The organism is Bradyrhizobium neotropicale, from assembly GCF_001641695.1.
Classification (GTDB): domain Bacteria; phylum Pseudomonadota; class Alphaproteobacteria; order Rhizobiales; family Xanthobacteraceae; genus Bradyrhizobium; species Bradyrhizobium neotropicale.
This window is the reverse complement of sequence record NZ_LSEF01000033.1, coordinates 141945-159378: the sequence shown is the minus strand read 5'-3', so window position 1 is coordinate 159378 and position 17434 is coordinate 141945. Positions and strand designations below refer to the sequence as shown.

Sequence of the window (17434 nt, the reverse complement as noted above, 5' to 3'; positions counted from 1 at the left end):
CATCCCACGGCTAAGGGACCACCGCATGGCAGAGCGCTTCGACCGGATATGGCACAATGCCCGGCTCGCCACGATGCGGGCCGACCGTCCCGATCTCGGCGAGATCGAGCATGGCCTGATCGCAGCACGCGACGGCCGCATCATCTACGCCGGGGCGCAGGCGGAGTTTCCGGCGGATGTCGATGCGGCCGAACGGATCGATTGCGAGGGCCGCTGGATCACGCCGGGCCTGGTCGACTGCCACACCCATCTCGTCTATGGCGGCAATCGCGCGCACGAGTTCGAGCTGCGCCTGAAGGGTGCGAGCTATGAGGAGATCGCGCGCGCCGGCGGTGGGATCGTCTCGACCGTGGCCGCAACGCGCAAGGCGAACGAGGCTGACCTCGTCGCGAGCGCGCTGCCGCGGCTCGATGCGCTGATGGGCGAGGGCGCAACCACGGTCGAGATCAAGTCAGGCTACGGCCTCGACACCGAAACCGAGATGCGGCAGCTCGCGGCCGCGCGCAGCCTCGGCCCGATGCGGCCGGTTGCGATCCGCACCTCCTTTCTCGGCGCGCACGCGCTGCCTCCGGAAGCCGAGGGAGACAAGGACCGTTACATCGATCTCGTTTGCAAGGAGATGTTGCCGACGGTGGCAAGGGCTGGCCTTGCCGATGCGGTGGATGCTTTCATGGAAGGCATTGCGTTTTCCGGTGCGCAGACCGCGCGGGTGTTCGAGACGGCGACGGCGCTCGGGCTGCCGGTCAAGCTGCATGCCGACCAGTTGTCGAACCTCGGTGGCGCGGCGCTCGCCGCAAAATTTTCCGCGCTCTCGGCCGATCATCTCGAACATACCGACGAGGCGGGCGCGGCGACGATGGCGAAGGCCGGTACGGTGGCCGTGCTGCTGCCCGGCGCCTTCTATTTCATCCGCGAGACGCAGAAGCCGCCGGTCGAGGCGTTCCGCAAGCACGGCGTCAACATGGCGCTCGCGACCGACTGCAATCCCGGCAGCTCGCCGCTGACTTCGCTGCTGCTCGCCATGAACATGGGCGCGACGCTGTTCCGGATGACGGTTGTCGAGTGCCTTGCCGGCGTCACCCGCGAAGGCGCGCGCGCGCTGGGCGTGCTCCATGAAACCGGTACGTTAGAGACCGGCAAATGGTGCGACCTCGCGATCTGGGACATCGAGCGTCCCGCTGAGCTGGTCTATCGCATCGGCTTCAACCCGCTGCACCGCCGGGTGTGGAGGGGCCAGTGACCGGGGCGGGCGCACCGATCGTCGTCGCGCCGGGAACGGTCGGCCTCGACGATTTTGCGCGTGTGCTCTCCGGTGCTTCCGTCACGCTTGATCCCTCGTACTGGCCGCGCGTCGAGGCGGCCGCGGAGATCGTCGCGAAGGCCGCACACGCCGATACGCCGGTCTACGGCATCAACACCGGTTTCGGAAAGTTGGCGTCCAAGCGCATTCCGCCGGACCGGACCGCGCTGCTTCAGCGCAACCTCATCGTCTCGCATTGCTGTGGCGTCGGACCAGTAACGCCCGAGCCGATCGTGCGGCTGATGATGGCGCTGAAGATCGTCTCGCTCGGGCGCGGTGCTTCCGGCGTGCGCCGCGAGGTGATCGAGCAGCTGCAGGCAATGCTGGCGCAGCGCGTCTATCCGCTGGTGCCGCAGCAGGGTTCGGTGGGCGCCTCCGGCGATCTCGCGCCGCTCGCGCACATGACCGCCGTCATGATCGGCGAGGGGCAGGCGATCGTCGACGGCAAGACCGTGTCAGGCCGCGAGGCGCTTGCCGCCGCGGGGCTGGCGCCGCTGACGCTCGGCCCCAAGGAAGGGCTCGCGCTGATCAACGGCACGCAGTTCTCGGCCGCCTATGCCATCGCCGGCGTGCTGCGCGCGCATCGCCTCGCCCGCGCCGCGCTCGTCACCGGGGCGCTGGCGGTCGATGCGGCGATGGCGTCGACGGCACCGTTCCGCCCCGAGATCCAGCAACTGCGCGGCCATGCCGGGCAGATCGCCGCGGCGGCGACGCTGACGGCGCTGCTCGACGGCAGCGATATCAGGCTGTCGCATCTCGAAGGCGACGAGCGCGTGCAGGATCCCTATTGCCTGCGCTGCCAGCCGCAGGTGGCGGGCGCCGCGCTTGACCTGATCGCGCAGGCCGCGCGTACCCTTGTCGTCGAGGCCAATGCCGTCACCGACAATCCGCTCGTTCTGATCGAGACCGGCGAGATCGTCTCCGGCGGCAATTTCCACGCCGAGCCCGTGGCGTTCGTCGCCGACGCAGTCGCGCTGGCGCTGTCGGAGATCGGCGCGATCAGCGAACGGCGCATCGCTACCTTGGTCGATCCCGCGCTCAATTTCGGCCTCCCGCCGTTCCTGACGCCTGATCCCGGTATCAATTCCGGTTTCATGATTGCAGAGGTGACGGCCGCCGCCCTCTATGCCGAGAACAAGCAGCGCGCGCTTCCCTGTTCTATCGATTCGACGCCGACCAGCGCCAACCAGGAAGATCACGTCTCCATGGCCGCGCATGCGGCGCGGCGCCTCTCCGACATGGCCGACAATCTCGCCGCCATTCTCGGCATCGAGCTGCTGGTCGCCGCACAGGGCATCACGCTGCGCGCGCCGCATATGACGAGCAAACCGCTCGTCGCTGTCATCGCCACCCTTCGCGGGCAGGTACCTGCGCTCGGTGCCGACCGCTACATGGCTGGCGATCTCGCCAAGGCAGCCGCGCTGATCGAGGCGGACGCGCTGCCGGCCGCGGCGCTCTCGACACTTTCAACCGATCCGTTTCCGAGACTTGGCTCGCGACTTTGCTAAAGAGGTCTTCATGAACCGCCGACTGGACAATGACCGCACCATCCGCGCCCCGCGCGGCAGCGACATCAGCGCCAAGAGCTGGCTGACGGAAGCACCACTGCGCATGCTCATGAACAACCTCGATCCCGAGGTGGCCGAGCGGCCGAGCGAGCTCGTCGTCTATGGCGGTATCGGTCGCGCGGCGCGCGACTGGGAGAGTTTTGACCGGATCGTTGCGTCCCTGCGCAAGCTGGAGACCGACCAGACGCTGCTGGTCCAGTCCGGCAAGCCGGTCGGCATTTTCCGCACCCATGCGGACGCGCCGCGCGTCCTGATCGCGAACTCGAATATCGTGCCGCACTGGGCAACGCTCGATCATTTCAACGAGCTCGATCGCCAGGGACTGATGATGTTCGGCCAGATGACGGCGGGCTCGTGGATCTATATCGGCAGCCAGGGCATCGTGCAGGGCACCTACGAGACGTTCGTCGAGGTCGGTCGTCGTCATTACGGTGGCAGCCTCGCGGGAAAATGGATCCTCACAGCCGGCCTCGGCGGCATGGGCGGCGCCCAGCCGCTCGCTGCGACCATGGCCGGCGCCTCGCTGCTCGCGGTCGAGTGCCAGCCGAGCCGCATCGAGATGCGCTTACGCACCGGCTATCTCGATCGCCAGGCCGCAACGCTCGACGAAGCGCTCGCGATCATGGCCGAGGCCACGAAGACGAAGAAGCCCGTCTCGGTCGGCCTGCTCGGCAATGCCGCCGAGATCTTTCCCGAGCTGGTGCGCCGCGGCGTCAAGCCCGACATCGTCACCGACCAGACCAGCGCGCATGATCCGATCAACGGCTATCTGCCGAAGGGCTGGACGCTCGCCGAGTGGGAGACGAAGCGCGCCTCCGATCCCAAGGCGGTCGAGCGCGCCTCAAAAACCTCGATGGTCGAACACGTCCAGGCCATGCTGGATTTGCACGCGCAGGGCATTCCGACGCTCGACTACGGCAACAACATTCGCCAGATGGCGAAGGACATGGGCCTGAACAATGCGTTCGATTTTCCGGGCTTCGTTCCAGCCTATATCCGCCCGCTGTTCTGCCGCGGCGTGGGACCGTTCCGCTGGGCGGCGCTCTCAGGTGATCCCGAGGACATCTTCAAGACCGACGCCAAGGTCAAGGAGCTGATGCCGCACGACAAGCATCTGCACAATTGGCTCGACATGGCCAAGGCGCGCATCAAGTTCCAGGGCTTGCCGGCGCGGATCTGCTGGGTCGGCCTCGGCGACCGCCACCGGCTCGGCCTCGCCTTCAACGAGATGGTGGCACGCGGCGAGCTCAAAGCGCCGGTCGTGATCGGCCGCGATCACCTCGATAGCGGCTCGGTGGCAAGCCCAAACCGCGAGACCGAGGCGATGCGCGACGGATCGGATGCGGTATCCGATTGGCCTTTGCTCAATGCGCTGCTCAACTGCGCGAGCGGCGCGACCTGGGTCTCGCTGCACCACGGCGGCGGCGTCGGCATCGGCTATTCGCAGCATGCCGGCATGGTGATCGTCGCGGACGGCACGCCGGAGGCCGCGAAGCGGATCGAGCGTGTGCTCTGGAATGATCCCGCCACCGGCGTCATGCGCCACGCCGATGCGGGCTACGAGACCGCGATCGAATGCGCCCGCGCCAACGGGCTCGACCTGCCGAGCCTGGCGAGATAGCCAAAGCCTAGTCGGGCAGCAGCAGCTTCGGCATCGTCGCCTTGGCGCCGTCCATGAAGGTCTGGACGGCATCGCGCACGATCGCGTCGAGATCGGACGGGATCGGCGTCGCGTAGATGAACTTGCGGATGGCGAGATAGAAGATGCGGCCGTGCAGACCCCAGAACAGCTCGGTCTCGCGCTCGCCGAGCGGCTGGACTTTCGCATCGGGCAGCTTCAGCTCATGGCGCAGCTCGGCCGCCGCCGGCTCGATGATCTCGCGGCGGACGATGTCGAGATAGCGGCCGGTGATCCCGAACGACTTCATGCCGGAGAACACGAAGATCCGGACCCAGTTGTATTCGAACACGCGCACGACATAGTCGAGATAGAAGCGCGTCAGCCGCGCCTCCAGCGGCAATGCACGGTCGCAGATCAAGGGACCCCAGTCGGGTGACCAGCGGCTGAGATAGACTTCCTGGTAGACGCGCTCGATCAGCGCCTCCTTGCTGGGGAAGTGGCGGTAAATCGCCGAATGGGTGATGCCCATGCGCTTGGCGAGCTCGCGGGTCTGACCCTCGAAGCCGCGCTCGGCGAAGAAGCGGATCGCCTCGTCGACGATCGCCCGCTCGCGGTCGGCGGCGCGCATGTTGCGGCGCTTTGGCGCGGCCTTGCCGCCGGTCTCGGCCCGTCTTCGGGCCGGTCGTTTCGCCGTCTTCTGCGTCTTTTTCGCCATCTTGCCGCTGAATCGCATACCCAGCTGCCTTCTTAGCCCAAGGACGCGTTTGTGACCAAATGGTCATTTCATGTTGACCGACCTCTGCCGGCATGTCAGGATTTTGAGACCAGATGGTTACAAATCTGGCGTCCCGGCTGATGAGCCGATGGATCTGAGGAAACGGTGTGAAGCCGAGGGCTTTCAGCTATTTTCGCGCTGATACGATCGACCAGGCGCTGAACGCTCATGCGCGCGCCGGGGACGACGCGCGATTCATCGCAGGCGGCCAGAGCCTCGTGCCGGCGCTGTCGCTGCGGCTGCAGGCGCCGCGGCTCCTGATCGACATCGCCCACATCGCCGATCTGCGTGGGATCAGGCGCGAAGGCGATACCTTGCGCATCGGCGCGCTCACCCGTCACTGCGAGATGCTGAGCGAGCCGCTGATTGCCGAGTTCGCGCCGCTGCTGCGGGCTGCGGCGCCCTTCGTCGCCCATCCCGCGATCCGCAACCGCGGCACCTTCGGCGGGAGCGTCGCGCTCGCCGATCCCGCGTCCGAATTTCCCGCGATGACGCTGGCGCTCGGCGCCGAGATTGAGATCGCCGGCCCCTCCGGCAGCCGGCGCGTCAAGGCCGACGACTTCTTCATCGATCTGTTCGAGACCGCCTTGCAGCCGGGCGAGCTGATCACGGCGGTCCACGTTCCGCTGTTCAGGAGCGGCCAGCGCTTTGCCTTCGACGAGCTGGCGCGCCGGCGTGGCGACTATGCGCTGGTCGGCTGCGGCATACTCGCGAGCCATACGGGCGATCGCATCGACGACATTCGCATCGCGTTCTTCTCGGTCGGCAATACGCCGACACGGGTCAAGGGCGCGGAGGCTGCCCTGACCGGCTTCACCTTCGACGCGGCGCGTATCGCTGCCGCGCAAGCCGCGCTCGAAGACGATCTTGCGCCACCCGAGAGCGATGAGGTGCCGCCGGCGATGCGGCTGCATCTCGCCCGCGTGCTGCTCGGCCGTCTGCTCGGCCGCTTGGGCGAGGGCGCATGAGCGGAATCGGCGACGATATGTTGGTCGACGGAGCCGACGAGACCATGCGGGTCCGTTTCGTCGTCAATGGCCGCAAGGTCGCCTGCGAGGTGGCGCCGCGCGAGACGCTGGTCGATTGCCTGCGCAATGTGCTCGAGCTGACGGGTACGCATGCCGGCTGCGAGATGGGGGCCTGCGGCGCCTGCCTCGTGCAGATCGATGGCCGTGCCGTGCATTCCTGCCTGATGTTCGCGGTGCAGGCCGATGGCGCCAGGATCGACACCATCGAGGGACTGTCCGAGAGCGGTGTGATCGCCGATCTCCAGGCCGAATTCCATCGCCGCAACGCATTGCAATGCGGCTTCTGCACGCCGGGCATGCTGGTCAACGCCCACGAGCTCCTGTCACAGGTCACGCGGCCGAGCCGCGAGGCGATCCGCGACGCGCTCTCGGGCAATTACTGCCGCTGCACCGGCTATGAGGCGATCGTCGATGCCATCGACGCCGTCGCCAAGGCTCGCGTCGAGGCACGCGTCGAGGTGCGCAGCGAAGGTGGAAGTGCAACATGAGCGCGCCGCTGACTTCGCTCGATCGTCCCAACTCCTATATCGGCCGCTCGGTGCCGCGACCGAACGCCAAGCGGTTGCTCGCCGGGCGCGGACGCTATGTCAGCGACCTTCGTCTGCCGCGCATGCTGCACGCCGCGTTCCTGCGCAGCCCGCACGCACATGCGAAGATCATCTCCATCGATATCGAGCAGGCGCGCGCGCTCGAGGGCGTGCATCTCGTGGCCACAGGAGCCGATCTTGCAAAGATCTGCACGCCCTGGACCGGCACGCTCGATCATTTCAAGGGCATGACGTCGGCGCCGCAACTGCCGTTGCCGCTCGATCGCGTGGTCTGGGCCGGGCAGGCGGTTGTAGCGGTGGTGGCCGAAACCAGGGCGATCGCGGAGGACGCGCTGGAGCTGATCGAGGTCGAGTACGAGGATCTGCTCGTCGTCGTCGACATCGACTGCGCCCGCGAGGTCGGAACGCCGCTCGTCAATCCCGGCAGCGCCAACAATGTCTGCTTCCGCAGCCAGCTCGACAGCGGCGGCGTCGATGACGTCTTCGCGAGCGCGGCCCATGTCGTGGAAGAAGAATTCAGCTTCGGTCGTCACACCGCGGTGACGCTGGAACCACGTGCGATCGTCGCCGATTACGATCCTGGCAGCGAGATGTTGACCGTGCATCACGGCACGCAGACGCCGTACCAGTTCCAGGACCTCTACTCGCGCCACTACGGCATCCCCGAGGCTCGCGTCCGCGTGATTGCGACGGATATCGGCGGCTCCTTCGGAATGAAGCTGCATGTCTATCACGAGGACATGGCGGTGGTCGGCCTGTCCATCCTGCTCGGCCGCCCCGTGAAATATGTCGCCGACCGCATCGAGTCCTTCGTCTCCGACATCCATGCGCGCGACCACCGCGTCCGCGCCCGCATCGCGCTCGATGCCAAGGGCGAGATTTTGGCGATGGACGTGCACGATCTGACCGCGATCGGCGCCTTCTCGACCTATCCGCGCACCAGCGTGGTCGAAGGCAACCAGGTGATCCGCCTGATCGGCGCGCCCTATCGTTTCAAGAACTATCGCGCCGCGCTGGAGGTGATCTTCCAGAACAAGGTGCAGACCAGCCAGTATCGGGCCGTCGGCCATCCCATCGCCTGCGCCGTCACCGAACGGCTGGTCGACATGGCCGCGGCCAAGGTCGGCCTCGATCCCTTCGCGATCCGCGAACGGAACGTCATCGCCGACGATGCCTATCCGCAGACCTCGCCGACCGGTTATCGTTTCGAGGCGCTGTCGCACCAGGAATGTCTGAGGCGTTTGCATGCGATGATGGACTATGACGCGCTCCGCGCCGAGCAGGCGGACTTGCGCAAGCGCGGCGTCTATCGCGGCATCGGGATTGCGACCTTCGTTGAAATCACCAATCCCAGCCCCGCCTTCTACGGCGTCGGCGGCGCACGCATCTCGTCGCAGGACGGTGCGATCGTCAGCCTGACGCCCACCGGCGAGGTCCGCTGCCTGATCTCGGTCACCGAACAGGGCCAGGGCACCGAGGCGATCATCAGCCAGATCGTTGCCGATCAGCTCGGCCTCGCGCAGGAGCACGTCAAGGTCATCACCGGCGATACCGAGGTCACGCCGCATGGCGGCGCCACCTGGGCCTGCCGCGGTGCCGGCATTGGCGGGGAGACCGCGCTCCAGGCAACGCGCGTGCTCAAGCGCAACATTCTGGAGATCGCCGCGCTCATCCTCCAGGAGCAGCCGGCCGCGCTCGACATTATCGACGGCGAGGTCGTTGATGCTGCGACACGGCAGCAGCGCCTGCCGATCTCCGAGATCGCGCGCATCGCCTATTTCCGCTCCGACACGCTGCCGCCGGGCACGCAGGCCCAGCTCACCGTCAGCCATCACTTCGCTCCCCAAGGCTATCCCTTTGCCTTCACCAACGGCATCCAGGGCTGCTCGCTGGAGGTCGATGTCGAGACCGGCTTCATCAAGCTGCTGAAGCACTTTGTCGTCGAGGATTGTGGCCGCATCATCAATCCGATGCTGGTGGATGAGCAGCTACGCGGCGGCGTCGTGCAGGGGCTGGGTGCGGCCCTGTTCGAGGAATGCCGTTACAGCGACACCGGCCAGCTCATCAACGGCTCGCTTGCGGACTATCTGGTTCCGATGGCGATGGAGATGCCCGACATCGTCATCGCACATGTCGAGACGCCGACTGCCGACACCGCGCTTGGCGCCAAGGGGTGCGGCGAGGCCGGCACCGCAGCGGCCTCCGCCTGCGTGCTCAATGCCGTCAACGACGCGCTCACCCCGTTCGGTGCAACGATCAGTACAATCCCGATCACGCCCGCTAAAATCCTGAAAGCCCTGAAGCGGTTCTAGAAAAAGCTCTTGGAGGAAATCATGCGCAAATCCGGTTCGAACCTGTTTCGTCCAAAAATCTCCCGCCGCGCCGCGCTGGCGGGCCTGTCGGCAAGCGCCGCGATGCTCGCCATGCCCCGGCTTGGCCGCGCCGCGGAAGAGACGATCCGCATCGGCTTCCCCACGCCACTGACCGGCCCCTTCGCGGCCGAAGCGCGCGATCAGGTCAAATGCGCCGAGCTCGCGGTCAAGCTCGCCAACGACAAGGGCGGCATCGGCGGCCGCAAGGTCGAGCTCTTGGTGCGCGATGACAAGCTCAACGCCGGGGAGGCCGCGACCCGCACGCTGGAGCTGATCGAGAAGGACAAGGTTCATGCCGTCGTCGGCGCGCTCTCCAGCGCCGTGCAGCTCGCCGTCAACGAGGTCACCCGCGCCCGCGGCGTGATCTATGTTTCGATCAGCCAGTCCGACACCATCAACGAGGCCAAGGATTTCAGCAAATACACTTTCCACGAGGCGCTCAATCCGCACATGACGACCGCGGCGGTGGCGCGGCGGACCCTGAAGAAGGGCATGAAGGTCGCCCATCTCGTCGCAGACTACGCCTACGGCCACGAAATGCTGCGCGGCTTCAAGCGCGCCCAGGCGGCGATCGGTGCCGACAATGTCGGCGAGATCCTGCATCCGTTCGGTGCGGCCGATTACTCCACCTTCATGCCGCGCCTGATGTCGATGCGGCCGGACGTGCTCTGCATCTCCAACTTCGGCCGCGATCAGGCCAACGCGATCAAGCAGGCGGTGGATTTCGGCGTCAAGCAGCAGATGAAGATCGTCGTGCCCGTGATCCTGCACAACCAGCGGCTCGCGGTCGGCCCCGACGTGTTCGAGGGCGTCGTCGGCGGCGCCAATTACTATTGGGGCCTGGAGACGCAGAGCAAGTCGGCTGCCGATTTCAACGCGGCGTTCCGCAGCGCCAACGGCGGCGCGATCCCGACCGATTACGGCGCCTACGGCTATTCCGGCGTGGCCTCGCTGCTGCTTGCCATGCAGGCCGCCGGCGGTACCGACACCGACAAGGTCGTCGATGCCCTGGAGAAGCTGCAATACGACCTGACCAAGGGTCCGCAGCACTACCGCAAATGCGACCACCAGTCGGTGCAGTCGGTCCTGGTGCTGGAGTCCAAGAAGAAGTCCGCGATGGCCAACGACAACGACCTGTTCGCGGTCGTTGCCAACGACGTGGGATCGGACGACATGTTGCGCAGCTGCAGCGAGCTCGGACACGCCACTTAAAGCCTCCGCCGATGGACCTGTCGCTGATCATCATGCAGCTTCTCTCCGGGATCGCCCTTGGGGCGGTCCTGGTGATCACTGCGCTTGGCCTGACGATCGTGTTCGGCATGCTCGGGGTGGTGAATTTCGCCCACGGCGCGCTGTTCATGATCGGCGCCTATGCGGGGCTGTATCTGGCATCGCTCACCGGCAGCTTCTGGTGGGGGCTCCTGCTGGCCCCGATCCTGATCGGCGCGTTCGGCATGCTGATCGAGTTCGTTCTGATCCGCCGGCTCTATGGACGCTCGATCGACGATCCGCTGCTGCTGACGTTCGGCCTCAGCTACGTCCTGGTCGAGGGCGTACGCATCGTGTTCGGCAGCGACGGCATCCCGTTTCCGACCCCGCCGCAGCTCATCGGCGTGCTCGACCTCGGCATCGGATTCTTCCCACGCTACCGCCTCTTCGTCATCGCGCTCGTGGCGGTCGTCCTGCTAGTGCTCTGGCTGATGCTGGAGAAGACCCGTGTCGGCCTGATCGTGCGTGCCGGCGCCCGCGATCCCACCATCATGCAGGTGCTCGGCGTCGATATCGGCCGTGTCTGGCTCGCGATCTTCGGCCTCGGCGTCGCGCTCGCGGCCCTCGGCGGCGTGCTCGCTGGTCCCATGCGCAGCGTCAATCCGGAGATGGGCTCGCTCGTGCTCGCGGAAGCCTTCGTCGTGACCGTGATCGGCGGCCTGGGTTCGATCGTCGGCGCGGTCGTGGCCGGCCTCATGGTCGGCATTTCCATCAGCCTGGTGGCGCTGTTTGCGCCGGAGATGGCGACCATCGTCATGTTCGCGCTGATGGCGGTGGTGCTGCTGATCCGCCCGCAGGGCCTGTTTGGCGTGAAGGGGAGGACCGCGTGACGTCACCATCGAGCGGCGAGGCGATGGCCAAATCTGCGCCCGGCGGGCTGGCCTGGCTCCTTGACCAGCGCGTGCTGCTCTCCATCGCGGTCCTTGCCGTGTTGCCGTGGCTGCTGCCGTCCAAGGCATTGGCGGTCAACGTTCTGATCTACGGCGTCGTGGTGATGGGCTACAATCTCCTGTTCGGTTACACCGGCCTCCTGTCGTTCGGTCAGGCCGCGTTCTTCGGCGCCGGCGCCTATTTCACCGGCATCGCGATCGGCCGCTATGGCGTGCCCTGGTTCGCCGCGGTCACGATTGCGGTCCTCCTCAGCACGTGCCTTGCGGCGGTGATTGGCGTGGTCTCGACGCGCACCCGCGGCATCTATTTCTCGATGGTGACGCTCGCGCTCGCCCAGCTCGTCTACTACGTCGCGCTGCAGGCCGCCTCCTTCACGGGCGGCGAGAATGGCCTGCGCGGCTTCACCGTCGACCGCATCAGCCTGTTCGGCCTCTCCGTCAATTTCCTCGATCCCGTCAACAAGTACTACGTGCTGATGGCCTTCGCGGCGCTGGCGATGTGGTTCCAGTCACGCATCCTGAATTCACCCTTCGGCGCCGTCATCGAGGCGATCCGCGAGAACGAGCAGCGGGCGCGAGCCTGCGGCTACAATGTCGAGCGCTGCAAGCTGATCGTGTTCATGCTGTCAGGCGCGATCTCCTCGCTCGGCGGCTGCATGCTGGCGCTGCATCTGTCGATCGTGCCGCTGGACATCCTGCACTATCAGACCTCCGGCATGATCGTGATGATGGTGCTACTTGGCGGCGCGCGCAGCTTCTTCGGGCCTTTCGTCGGCGCGGCAACCTTCCTGATCCTGGAGGATGTCATTTCGCTCTGGACGCCGCACTGGCAGATATTCGTTGGTGCAATCTTCGTCCTGTTCGTGCTGTTCCTGCCCAAGGGTATCTGGGGCACGCTGCTGGAAGGCTTGCCGATCCGAAAGGCACGGCAATGAGCGAGCTGCTTCGCGCCGAGGGCATTGGCAAGCGCTTTGGCGGGTTCGTCGCGCTCGAGGACATCACCGTGTCCTTTGCGGCCGGCCAGCTCACCTCGATCATCGGGTCCAACGGCGCCGGCAAGAGCACCTTCTTCAACATCCTCTCGGGCGCGCTGACGCCGTCGTCCGGCAAGCTGCATTTCAGGGGACGCGAGCTGAACGGGCTGCCGCAGCACCGCTTCGTGCATCAGGGCATCTCGCGCTCCTACCAGATCACGAACATCTTTCCGGACCTCACCGTGCACGAGAATGTGCGCGTTGCGGCGCAGGCGCTGACCGTGAGCTACGACATCTGGCGCAACCGTACGCGCCTTGCCGAGTTGAACGCGCGCGCCGACACGGCGCTCGACGCGGTCGGCTTGCTCGGCAAGCGCGGCGAGCTTGCGAAGTTCCTCTCGCACGGCCAGCAGCGTGCATTGGAAATCGCGATCGCGCTGGTCTCCGAGCCCGAGCTGCTCCTCCTCGATGAGCCCACTGCCGGCATGGGGCCGGAGGAGACCAAGGACATGGTGGCGCTCCTGGAGCGGCTTGCCGACAAGCGCACCGTGCTCCTCGTCGAGCACAAGATGAAGATGGTGCTGGGGCTCAGTAAGCGCGTGGTGGTGCTGCACCACGGCCGCCTGCTTGCCGACGGCGCGCCCGACGAGATCAGGGGCAATCCGGAGGTCCGCCGGGTCTATCTCGGACAGAGTGAGGGCTATGGCTGAGACGGCGCTGCTCGAGATCGAAGACCTCCACGCCTGGTACGGCGCAAGCCATATCCTTCACGGCATCTCGCTCCGTGTGAAGGAGGGCGAGGTGGTCGCGCTGGTCGGCCGCAACGGCGCCGGCAAGACCACGACGTTGCGCGCGATGATGGGCCTGATGCCGAAGGCGACGGGACGGGTGGGCTTTGCAGGCAAGGAGCTGTTGCCGCTGCGGGCGCATCAGCGGTTCCACCTCGGCCTTGCCTATGTGCCGGAGGAGCGCCGTATCGTCCCCGGGCTGTCCGTGCGCGAGAACCTGCGCCTCGGCCTCGTCGCGGCCGGTGGCGATATCGAGGAGCGCGCGGCGATCGACGAGATCGCCGAAACCTTTCCGCGCCTGAAGGAGCGCCTCGACCAGGAGGGCGTGACGCTCTCGGGCGGCGAGCAGCAGATGCTGGCGATCGCCCGCGCGCTGATCGCAAGACCGAGGATGATCCTGCTCGACGAGCCCTCCGAAGGCATCATGCCGGTGCTGGTCGAGGAGATGGGTGTGCTGTTCCGTCGCCTGCGCGACGAGGGCAAGACGCTGCTGCTGGTCGAGCAGAACGTCGAATGGGCGCTGCGCCTTGCTGATCGCGCCGTAATCATCGACCAGGGCGAAGTGGTGCACGAGAGCAGCGCCGCGGCGCTGCTCGCGGACAAGGCGATCCAGGACCGCTATTGCGCGGTGTGAGCGGCCTTAGGCCGCGCCCCTGGCAGCGCGCTTGGCGTCATCGAGACGCTGATCTTCCGCCGCGAGATAGTCGGCGATCGCATCGGCCGGCATGGGCTTTGCGAAGTAGTAGCCCTGGATGAAGTCGCAGCCGAGGCGGCGCAGGCTGTCGAGCTGCGCGCGGGTCTCGACGCCCTCGACGACGCAGGCGATCTCCATGTCGTCGCACAGGCCCGTCAGCGACTTGATGATCTTGTGGCTGATCGGATTGTCGTTGACGTCGGCGACGAAGCTGCGGTCGACCTTGATCTTGTCCAGCGGCAGGCGGTGCACGTGGCTGAGCGACGAATAGCCGGTGCCGAAATCATCCAGCGAAATGCCGCAGCCCATCGCCTTCAGCGCGGCGATCGACTGCTGGGCGCGCACGAAATCGAAGGTGACGGCGGTTTCGGTGATCTCGAAGTCGATCCGGCGCGGCGGCACGCCGCTTTTCTCGATGATGGAGATCAGCGGCAGAATGCCGTCGGGTGAACAGATGTCGTGGGCGGAGAGGTTGAATGACAGGCGGATGTCGTCGGACCAGGTCTTCGCGGTTGCGAGTGCGCGCACCAGCAGCGCCTGCGTTAGCGGGCGGATCAGGCCGATGCGCTCGGCGGCCGGAATGAAGTCGGCCGGCGAGACCAGGCCGAGGCGGGGGCTGTGCCAGCGCGCCAGCACCTCGAAGCCCGCGGTGCGCTCGCTCATGGCATCCACGATTGGCTGGAACACCAGATTCATCTCGGCGCCGAAATCGGAGGCGCGCAGGAGGTTCTCGATGACGCCGCGGCTGCGGATCTCGGCCTCGAGCTCGCTCGAGAAGATCACGGTGCGGCCGCGTGCATGGCGCTTGGCGTGATAGAGCGCGTAGTCGGCGCATTCGTAGAGCGCTTCGGCTGATGTCGCCGAGCGCGGGAACTGCGCAAATCCGATCGAGCAGGACAACCCGGTATGCGCGGTATCGAGCTGATAGGGCAGCTTGACGTGATCGCCGATGCGTTCACCGAGCCGCGCCAGATCCTCATCGTCGGGATCGCCGCACACCACGAGACCGAACTCGTCGCCGCCGAGCCGCGCGAACTCGACGCGGTGTGGACCAAAGCCTTCGCAGACTTCGCGGATGCGGCGTCCGGCCTCGATCAGGACGCGGTCGCCGACGGTGTGGCCGTAATTGTCGTTGATCGGCTTGAAGCCGTCGAGGTCGATGATCCCGACCGCGAGGCGAATGTTCCTGCGCTCGGCATCGCCGAAAGCGGTTGCGAGCTCGGCGAAGAAGCGGCGCCGGTTCGGCAGTTCGGTCAGGGAATCGAGATTGGCGAGACGGAAATTCTCGTCCGAAAGCGCTTGCGTCGCCGCCTGCTGCGCCAACAGCGATTTGCGGCTGGCGACGAGGTCGGCGAAGTCGCGATAGTAGATGAACAGGACCGTCACCATCGCGCCCGAGACCAGCAAATTGTTGACCGCGATCGCCTTCAGCGTCGGCTCCCCCGTGGCGAAGAAGAACAGTACATAGGGCACGTCGACGACCAGCGTCACGATCAGCGCCGCCGAGCGCAGATGCATCAGTGAGAAGATGCAGCCGATCACGGTCACCGCCATGTAGAAGGCGACCTGGCTCTTGGCGAACGGATCGCCGTAAGGGTAGAGCGCGAACGACCATGCGGTGAAGCCCGCGGCGATCGGCAGGGTCAGCCAGTTGGTGGCGCGCAAGTTGCGCAGGATGTCGGCATCGCTACGCACCAGATGACGCTGGCGCAGCCACCAGAAGGTCCGCAAGCCCGCCAGCACGGACAGCACGCCCGGCACGATCATCGTCAGCCAGGCCGGCGCCAGCGGCACATAGGTATAGGCCACGGCGATCGTGTTGCTGATCAGGATGAAGTAGAGCAGCGGGATCTGCTTGGAGAAGGCGTCGAATTGGGCGCGCGTCAGATCGGGGTTGTCGGCCCGCACGCGGAACAGCCCCGCGGCGGCCGCGAGATAGGACTTCACATCGGCAATCGGCATTGAAATACGAGCCCCGGATGCTGAGAAAACACCGGAGATCTTGCATGGCACGGGTAAAAAGGCGGGTTAGACGGTTCCGCGTGGGCCGCGCGCGCAAGTTGCGCGCCGCCGCAGATTTCTCACCGCCGCGTGCACCGGTGAGGCCGCGTTAAGCATATGCACCGGAATGGAAGTGCATCCGGCTGCAGATTGCCCTCATCTGCGAGTGCTACCTCATGCTAACCATGCTCTTCACCTCTCCCGTGGGGAGAGGCGAAAAGCGAGAACCGAAGCCGCTACTTCGCAGTCTGCAGGGCTGCGGTCTGCTTGGCGAGCTGCTTGTCGAAGTCCTGTTCGAGGCCGGCCGCATAGGTCGTGAGTTCGCCCGGCTTGACGAACGGGTTCGGCGCGCCGTCCTTCATCTGCGCGCGCTTGTCCTGCATGCCGTAGACCTCCGGATGCGGCCCGAGCAGAACGTCGATCTTCATCGCCTTGGCCTTGGCATAAGTCGTGCGATAGTCGTCGACAATACCGGCATAGGTCGGCTGGCCGACCAGCCGGTTGAGCGCGACCGTTCCGCTGCAGAAGAACAGAACCTCGCGGTCCTGGCTGCCGTCCTTGACGGTCATCTCCCAGCTCGTGCAGCCGGGCGAGTGGCCGGGCGTCGCATGTGCCGTCAGAGTGGTGTCGCCGAGCGTGACCTTGTCGCCTTCCTTCACCGCGCGATCGACTTTCACCGCGGGAAAGGCGAGGTCCTCGTTCTTCTCATCGCCGGGATAATAGCCGCCTTCGAGCAGCGGCTTGTCGCGCTCGCCGGCGATGAGCTGCGCGCCGCTTTCCTTCTTGATCTCGGCGAAGCCGCCGGTGTGATCGAAATGCGCGTGGGTGTTGAGGATGTACTTGATGTCGGCAACCTTGAAGCCGAGCTTCGCGATGCTGTCCTTGATCATGCCCGTCGACTGCGGCAGCGCCGTATCCATCAGGATCAGGCCCTGCGAGGTCTTGATGATGTAGACGGCGATGCCGTCGGTGCCGACATAGTAGATGTTGCCGATGAGCTGGAACGGCTCGAATGGCGTGGTCCATTTCTTGGTGACCGCCGCGAGGAAATCCTTCAGAGTCTGTGCCTGCGCGCCCGTCGCGAACAGCGCCACCGCGCATAGTGCGGCTGCGAACCTTCTCATCGTCTGCCTCCCAGGTGTTCTTGTCGTTCTCGCTGACGGCGGCTTTGCGTGCGCGTCGCGATCATGCGCAAGCTACGTCGCGCAAGGCGCGGCAGGCAACAGCCTTGCGTTGAAAATATTTCGTCCCATGCGCGGGAATAACGGCACATCCTGGCTTTGCGCATGGCGCGAAGGATGGGAGGGATGCGCGTTATCGCCCGATCGTGACGCCGGCGGTCGAGCGCATGGCGTCCTTGAGGCTCGTTGCATTCATATCGTCGAGGACCTGCCGCGTGAGCACGGTGGTTTGCCCGGGCGTGTTGAGGATCGTCTCGCCGCGCGAGAACGACAGCCGATCGGCCTTGTAGGGGGCTGCCGGATCGACAAACGGTGGTGGCGGATGGCGCGGCCGTTTGGCCGGGGCGGCGGAGGCTGCGTGCGAGACGCATAGCGTGACGATTGCGATCGTTCGCAACAATTTCGTGGGCATGCGATCCCCCCTG

Annotated in this window: 15 protein-coding genes; 11 read left to right on the top strand and 4 right to left on the bottom strand. The window is 65.8% G+C overall.

Annotated features, from left to right (window positions below; all coding sequences use genetic code 11):
* The first annotated feature begins 25 nt into the window (after nucleotides 1–25).
* Genes hutI through hutU form a run of 3 tightly spaced genes read left to right on the top strand, consistent with a single transcriptional unit; the run spans nucleotide 26 to nucleotide 4489 of the window.
* Nucleotides 26–1240 carry an imidazolonepropionase gene (hutI, locus tag AXW67_RS08880; RefSeq protein ID WP_063677553.1) on the top strand — a complete coding sequence of 405 codons (1215 nt, stop codon included), beginning with the start codon at nucleotides 26–28 and terminating at the stop codon, nucleotides 1238–1240.
* The gene (gene hutH / locus AXW67_RS08875; protein ID WP_063677552.1) at nucleotides 1237–2808 is read left to right on the top strand and encodes a histidine ammonia-lyase; all 1572 of its coding nucleotides are present in this window, start codon (nucleotides 1237–1239) and stop codon (nucleotides 2806–2808) included. Before hutI ends, hutH begins: the two co-directional genes overlap by 4 nt.
* A 10-nt stretch (nucleotides 2809–2818) precedes the next feature.
* Entirely contained in the window at nucleotides 2819–4489 is a 1671-nt protein-coding gene (gene hutU, locus AXW67_RS08870) for a urocanate hydratase (RefSeq protein WP_063677551.1), read from the top strand.
* Nucleotides 4490–4496: 7 nt separating this feature from the next.
* Here hutU and AXW67_RS08865 read toward each other — a convergent pair whose 3' ends face one another.
* Nucleotides 4497–5117 carry a TetR/AcrR family transcriptional regulator gene (locus AXW67_RS08865; protein ID WP_063677637.1) on the bottom strand — a complete coding sequence of 207 codons (621 nt, stop codon included), beginning with the start codon at nucleotides 5115–5117 and terminating at the stop codon, nucleotides 4497–4499.
* A gap of 254 nt (nucleotides 5118–5371) precedes the next feature.
* On the opposite strand from AXW67_RS08865, the gene AXW67_RS08860 reads away from it, so the two are divergent.
* The 8 genes from AXW67_RS08860 to AXW67_RS08825 are packed head-to-tail and all read left to right on the top strand — an operon-like array spanning nucleotide 5372 to nucleotide 13767.
* Nucleotides 5372–6232, top strand: coding sequence for an FAD binding domain-containing protein (locus AXW67_RS08860; RefSeq protein WP_063677550.1), 861 nt, complete (start codon nucleotides 5372–5374; stop codon nucleotides 6230–6232).
* Nucleotides 6229–6780 (top strand): (2Fe-2S)-binding protein, encoded by a 552-nt coding sequence (locus AXW67_RS08855; protein ID WP_063677549.1) that lies wholly within the window; start codon nucleotides 6229–6231, stop codon nucleotides 6778–6780. The genes AXW67_RS08860 and AXW67_RS08855 overlap by 4 nt, the downstream gene beginning before the upstream one ends.
* Entirely contained in the window at nucleotides 6777–9152 is a 2376-nt protein-coding gene (locus AXW67_RS08850) for a xanthine dehydrogenase family protein molybdopterin-binding subunit (protein WP_063677548.1), read from the top strand. Before AXW67_RS08855 ends, AXW67_RS08850 begins: the two co-directional genes overlap by 4 nt.
* 21 nt (nucleotides 9153–9173) lie before the next feature.
* Entirely contained in the window at nucleotides 9174–10424 is a 1251-nt protein-coding gene (locus AXW67_RS08845) for an ABC transporter substrate-binding protein (RefSeq protein WP_063677636.1), read from the top strand.
* 11 nt (nucleotides 10425–10435) lie between these two features.
* Complete coding sequence (locus AXW67_RS08840) at nucleotides 10436–11311, top strand: branched-chain amino acid ABC transporter permease (protein ID WP_063677547.1); 876 nt, start codon at nucleotides 10436–10438, stop codon at nucleotides 11309–11311.
* Nucleotides 11308–12306, top strand: a complete 999-nt coding sequence (locus tag AXW67_RS08835) for a branched-chain amino acid ABC transporter permease (protein WP_027551157.1) — start codon at nucleotides 11308–11310, stop codon at nucleotides 12304–12306. Before AXW67_RS08840 ends, AXW67_RS08835 begins: the two co-directional genes overlap by 4 nt.
* On the top strand, nucleotides 12303–13055 hold the full coding sequence (locus tag AXW67_RS08830; protein WP_063677546.1) for an ABC transporter ATP-binding protein: 753 nt from the start codon (nucleotides 12303–12305) through the stop codon (nucleotides 13053–13055). The genes AXW67_RS08835 and AXW67_RS08830 overlap by 4 nt, the downstream gene beginning before the upstream one ends.
* On the top strand, nucleotides 13048–13767 hold the full coding sequence (locus tag AXW67_RS08825; protein ID WP_063677545.1) for an ABC transporter ATP-binding protein: 720 nt from the start codon (nucleotides 13048–13050) through the stop codon (nucleotides 13765–13767). Before AXW67_RS08830 ends, AXW67_RS08825 begins: the two co-directional genes overlap by 8 nt.
* A 6-nt stretch (nucleotides 13768–13773) precedes the next feature.
* Here the strand turns inward: AXW67_RS08825 and AXW67_RS08820 are convergent, their stop codons facing one another.
* The 3 genes from AXW67_RS08820 to AXW67_RS08810 all read right to left on the bottom strand — a co-directional run bounded on the left by AXW67_RS08820 (nucleotide 13774) and on the right by AXW67_RS08810 (nucleotide 17421).
* Complete coding sequence (locus AXW67_RS08820; RefSeq protein ID WP_063677544.1) at nucleotides 13774–15789, bottom strand: putative bifunctional diguanylate cyclase/phosphodiesterase; 2016 nt, start codon at nucleotides 15787–15789, stop codon at nucleotides 13774–13776.
* A gap of 275 nt (nucleotides 15790–16064) precedes the next feature.
* A complete protein-coding gene (gene blaBJP, locus AXW67_RS08815; protein ID WP_063677543.1) occupies nucleotides 16065–16952 on the bottom strand; it encodes a BJP family subclass B3 metallo-beta-lactamase in 888 nt (295 codons plus the stop codon).
* Nucleotides 16953–17142: 190 nt separating this feature from the next.
* Nucleotides 17143–17421 (bottom strand): TonB-dependent receptor plug domain-containing protein, encoded by a 279-nt coding sequence (locus AXW67_RS08810; protein WP_063677542.1) that lies wholly within the window; start codon nucleotides 17419–17421, stop codon nucleotides 17143–17145.
* Nucleotides 17422–17434: the final 13 nt, after the last annotated feature.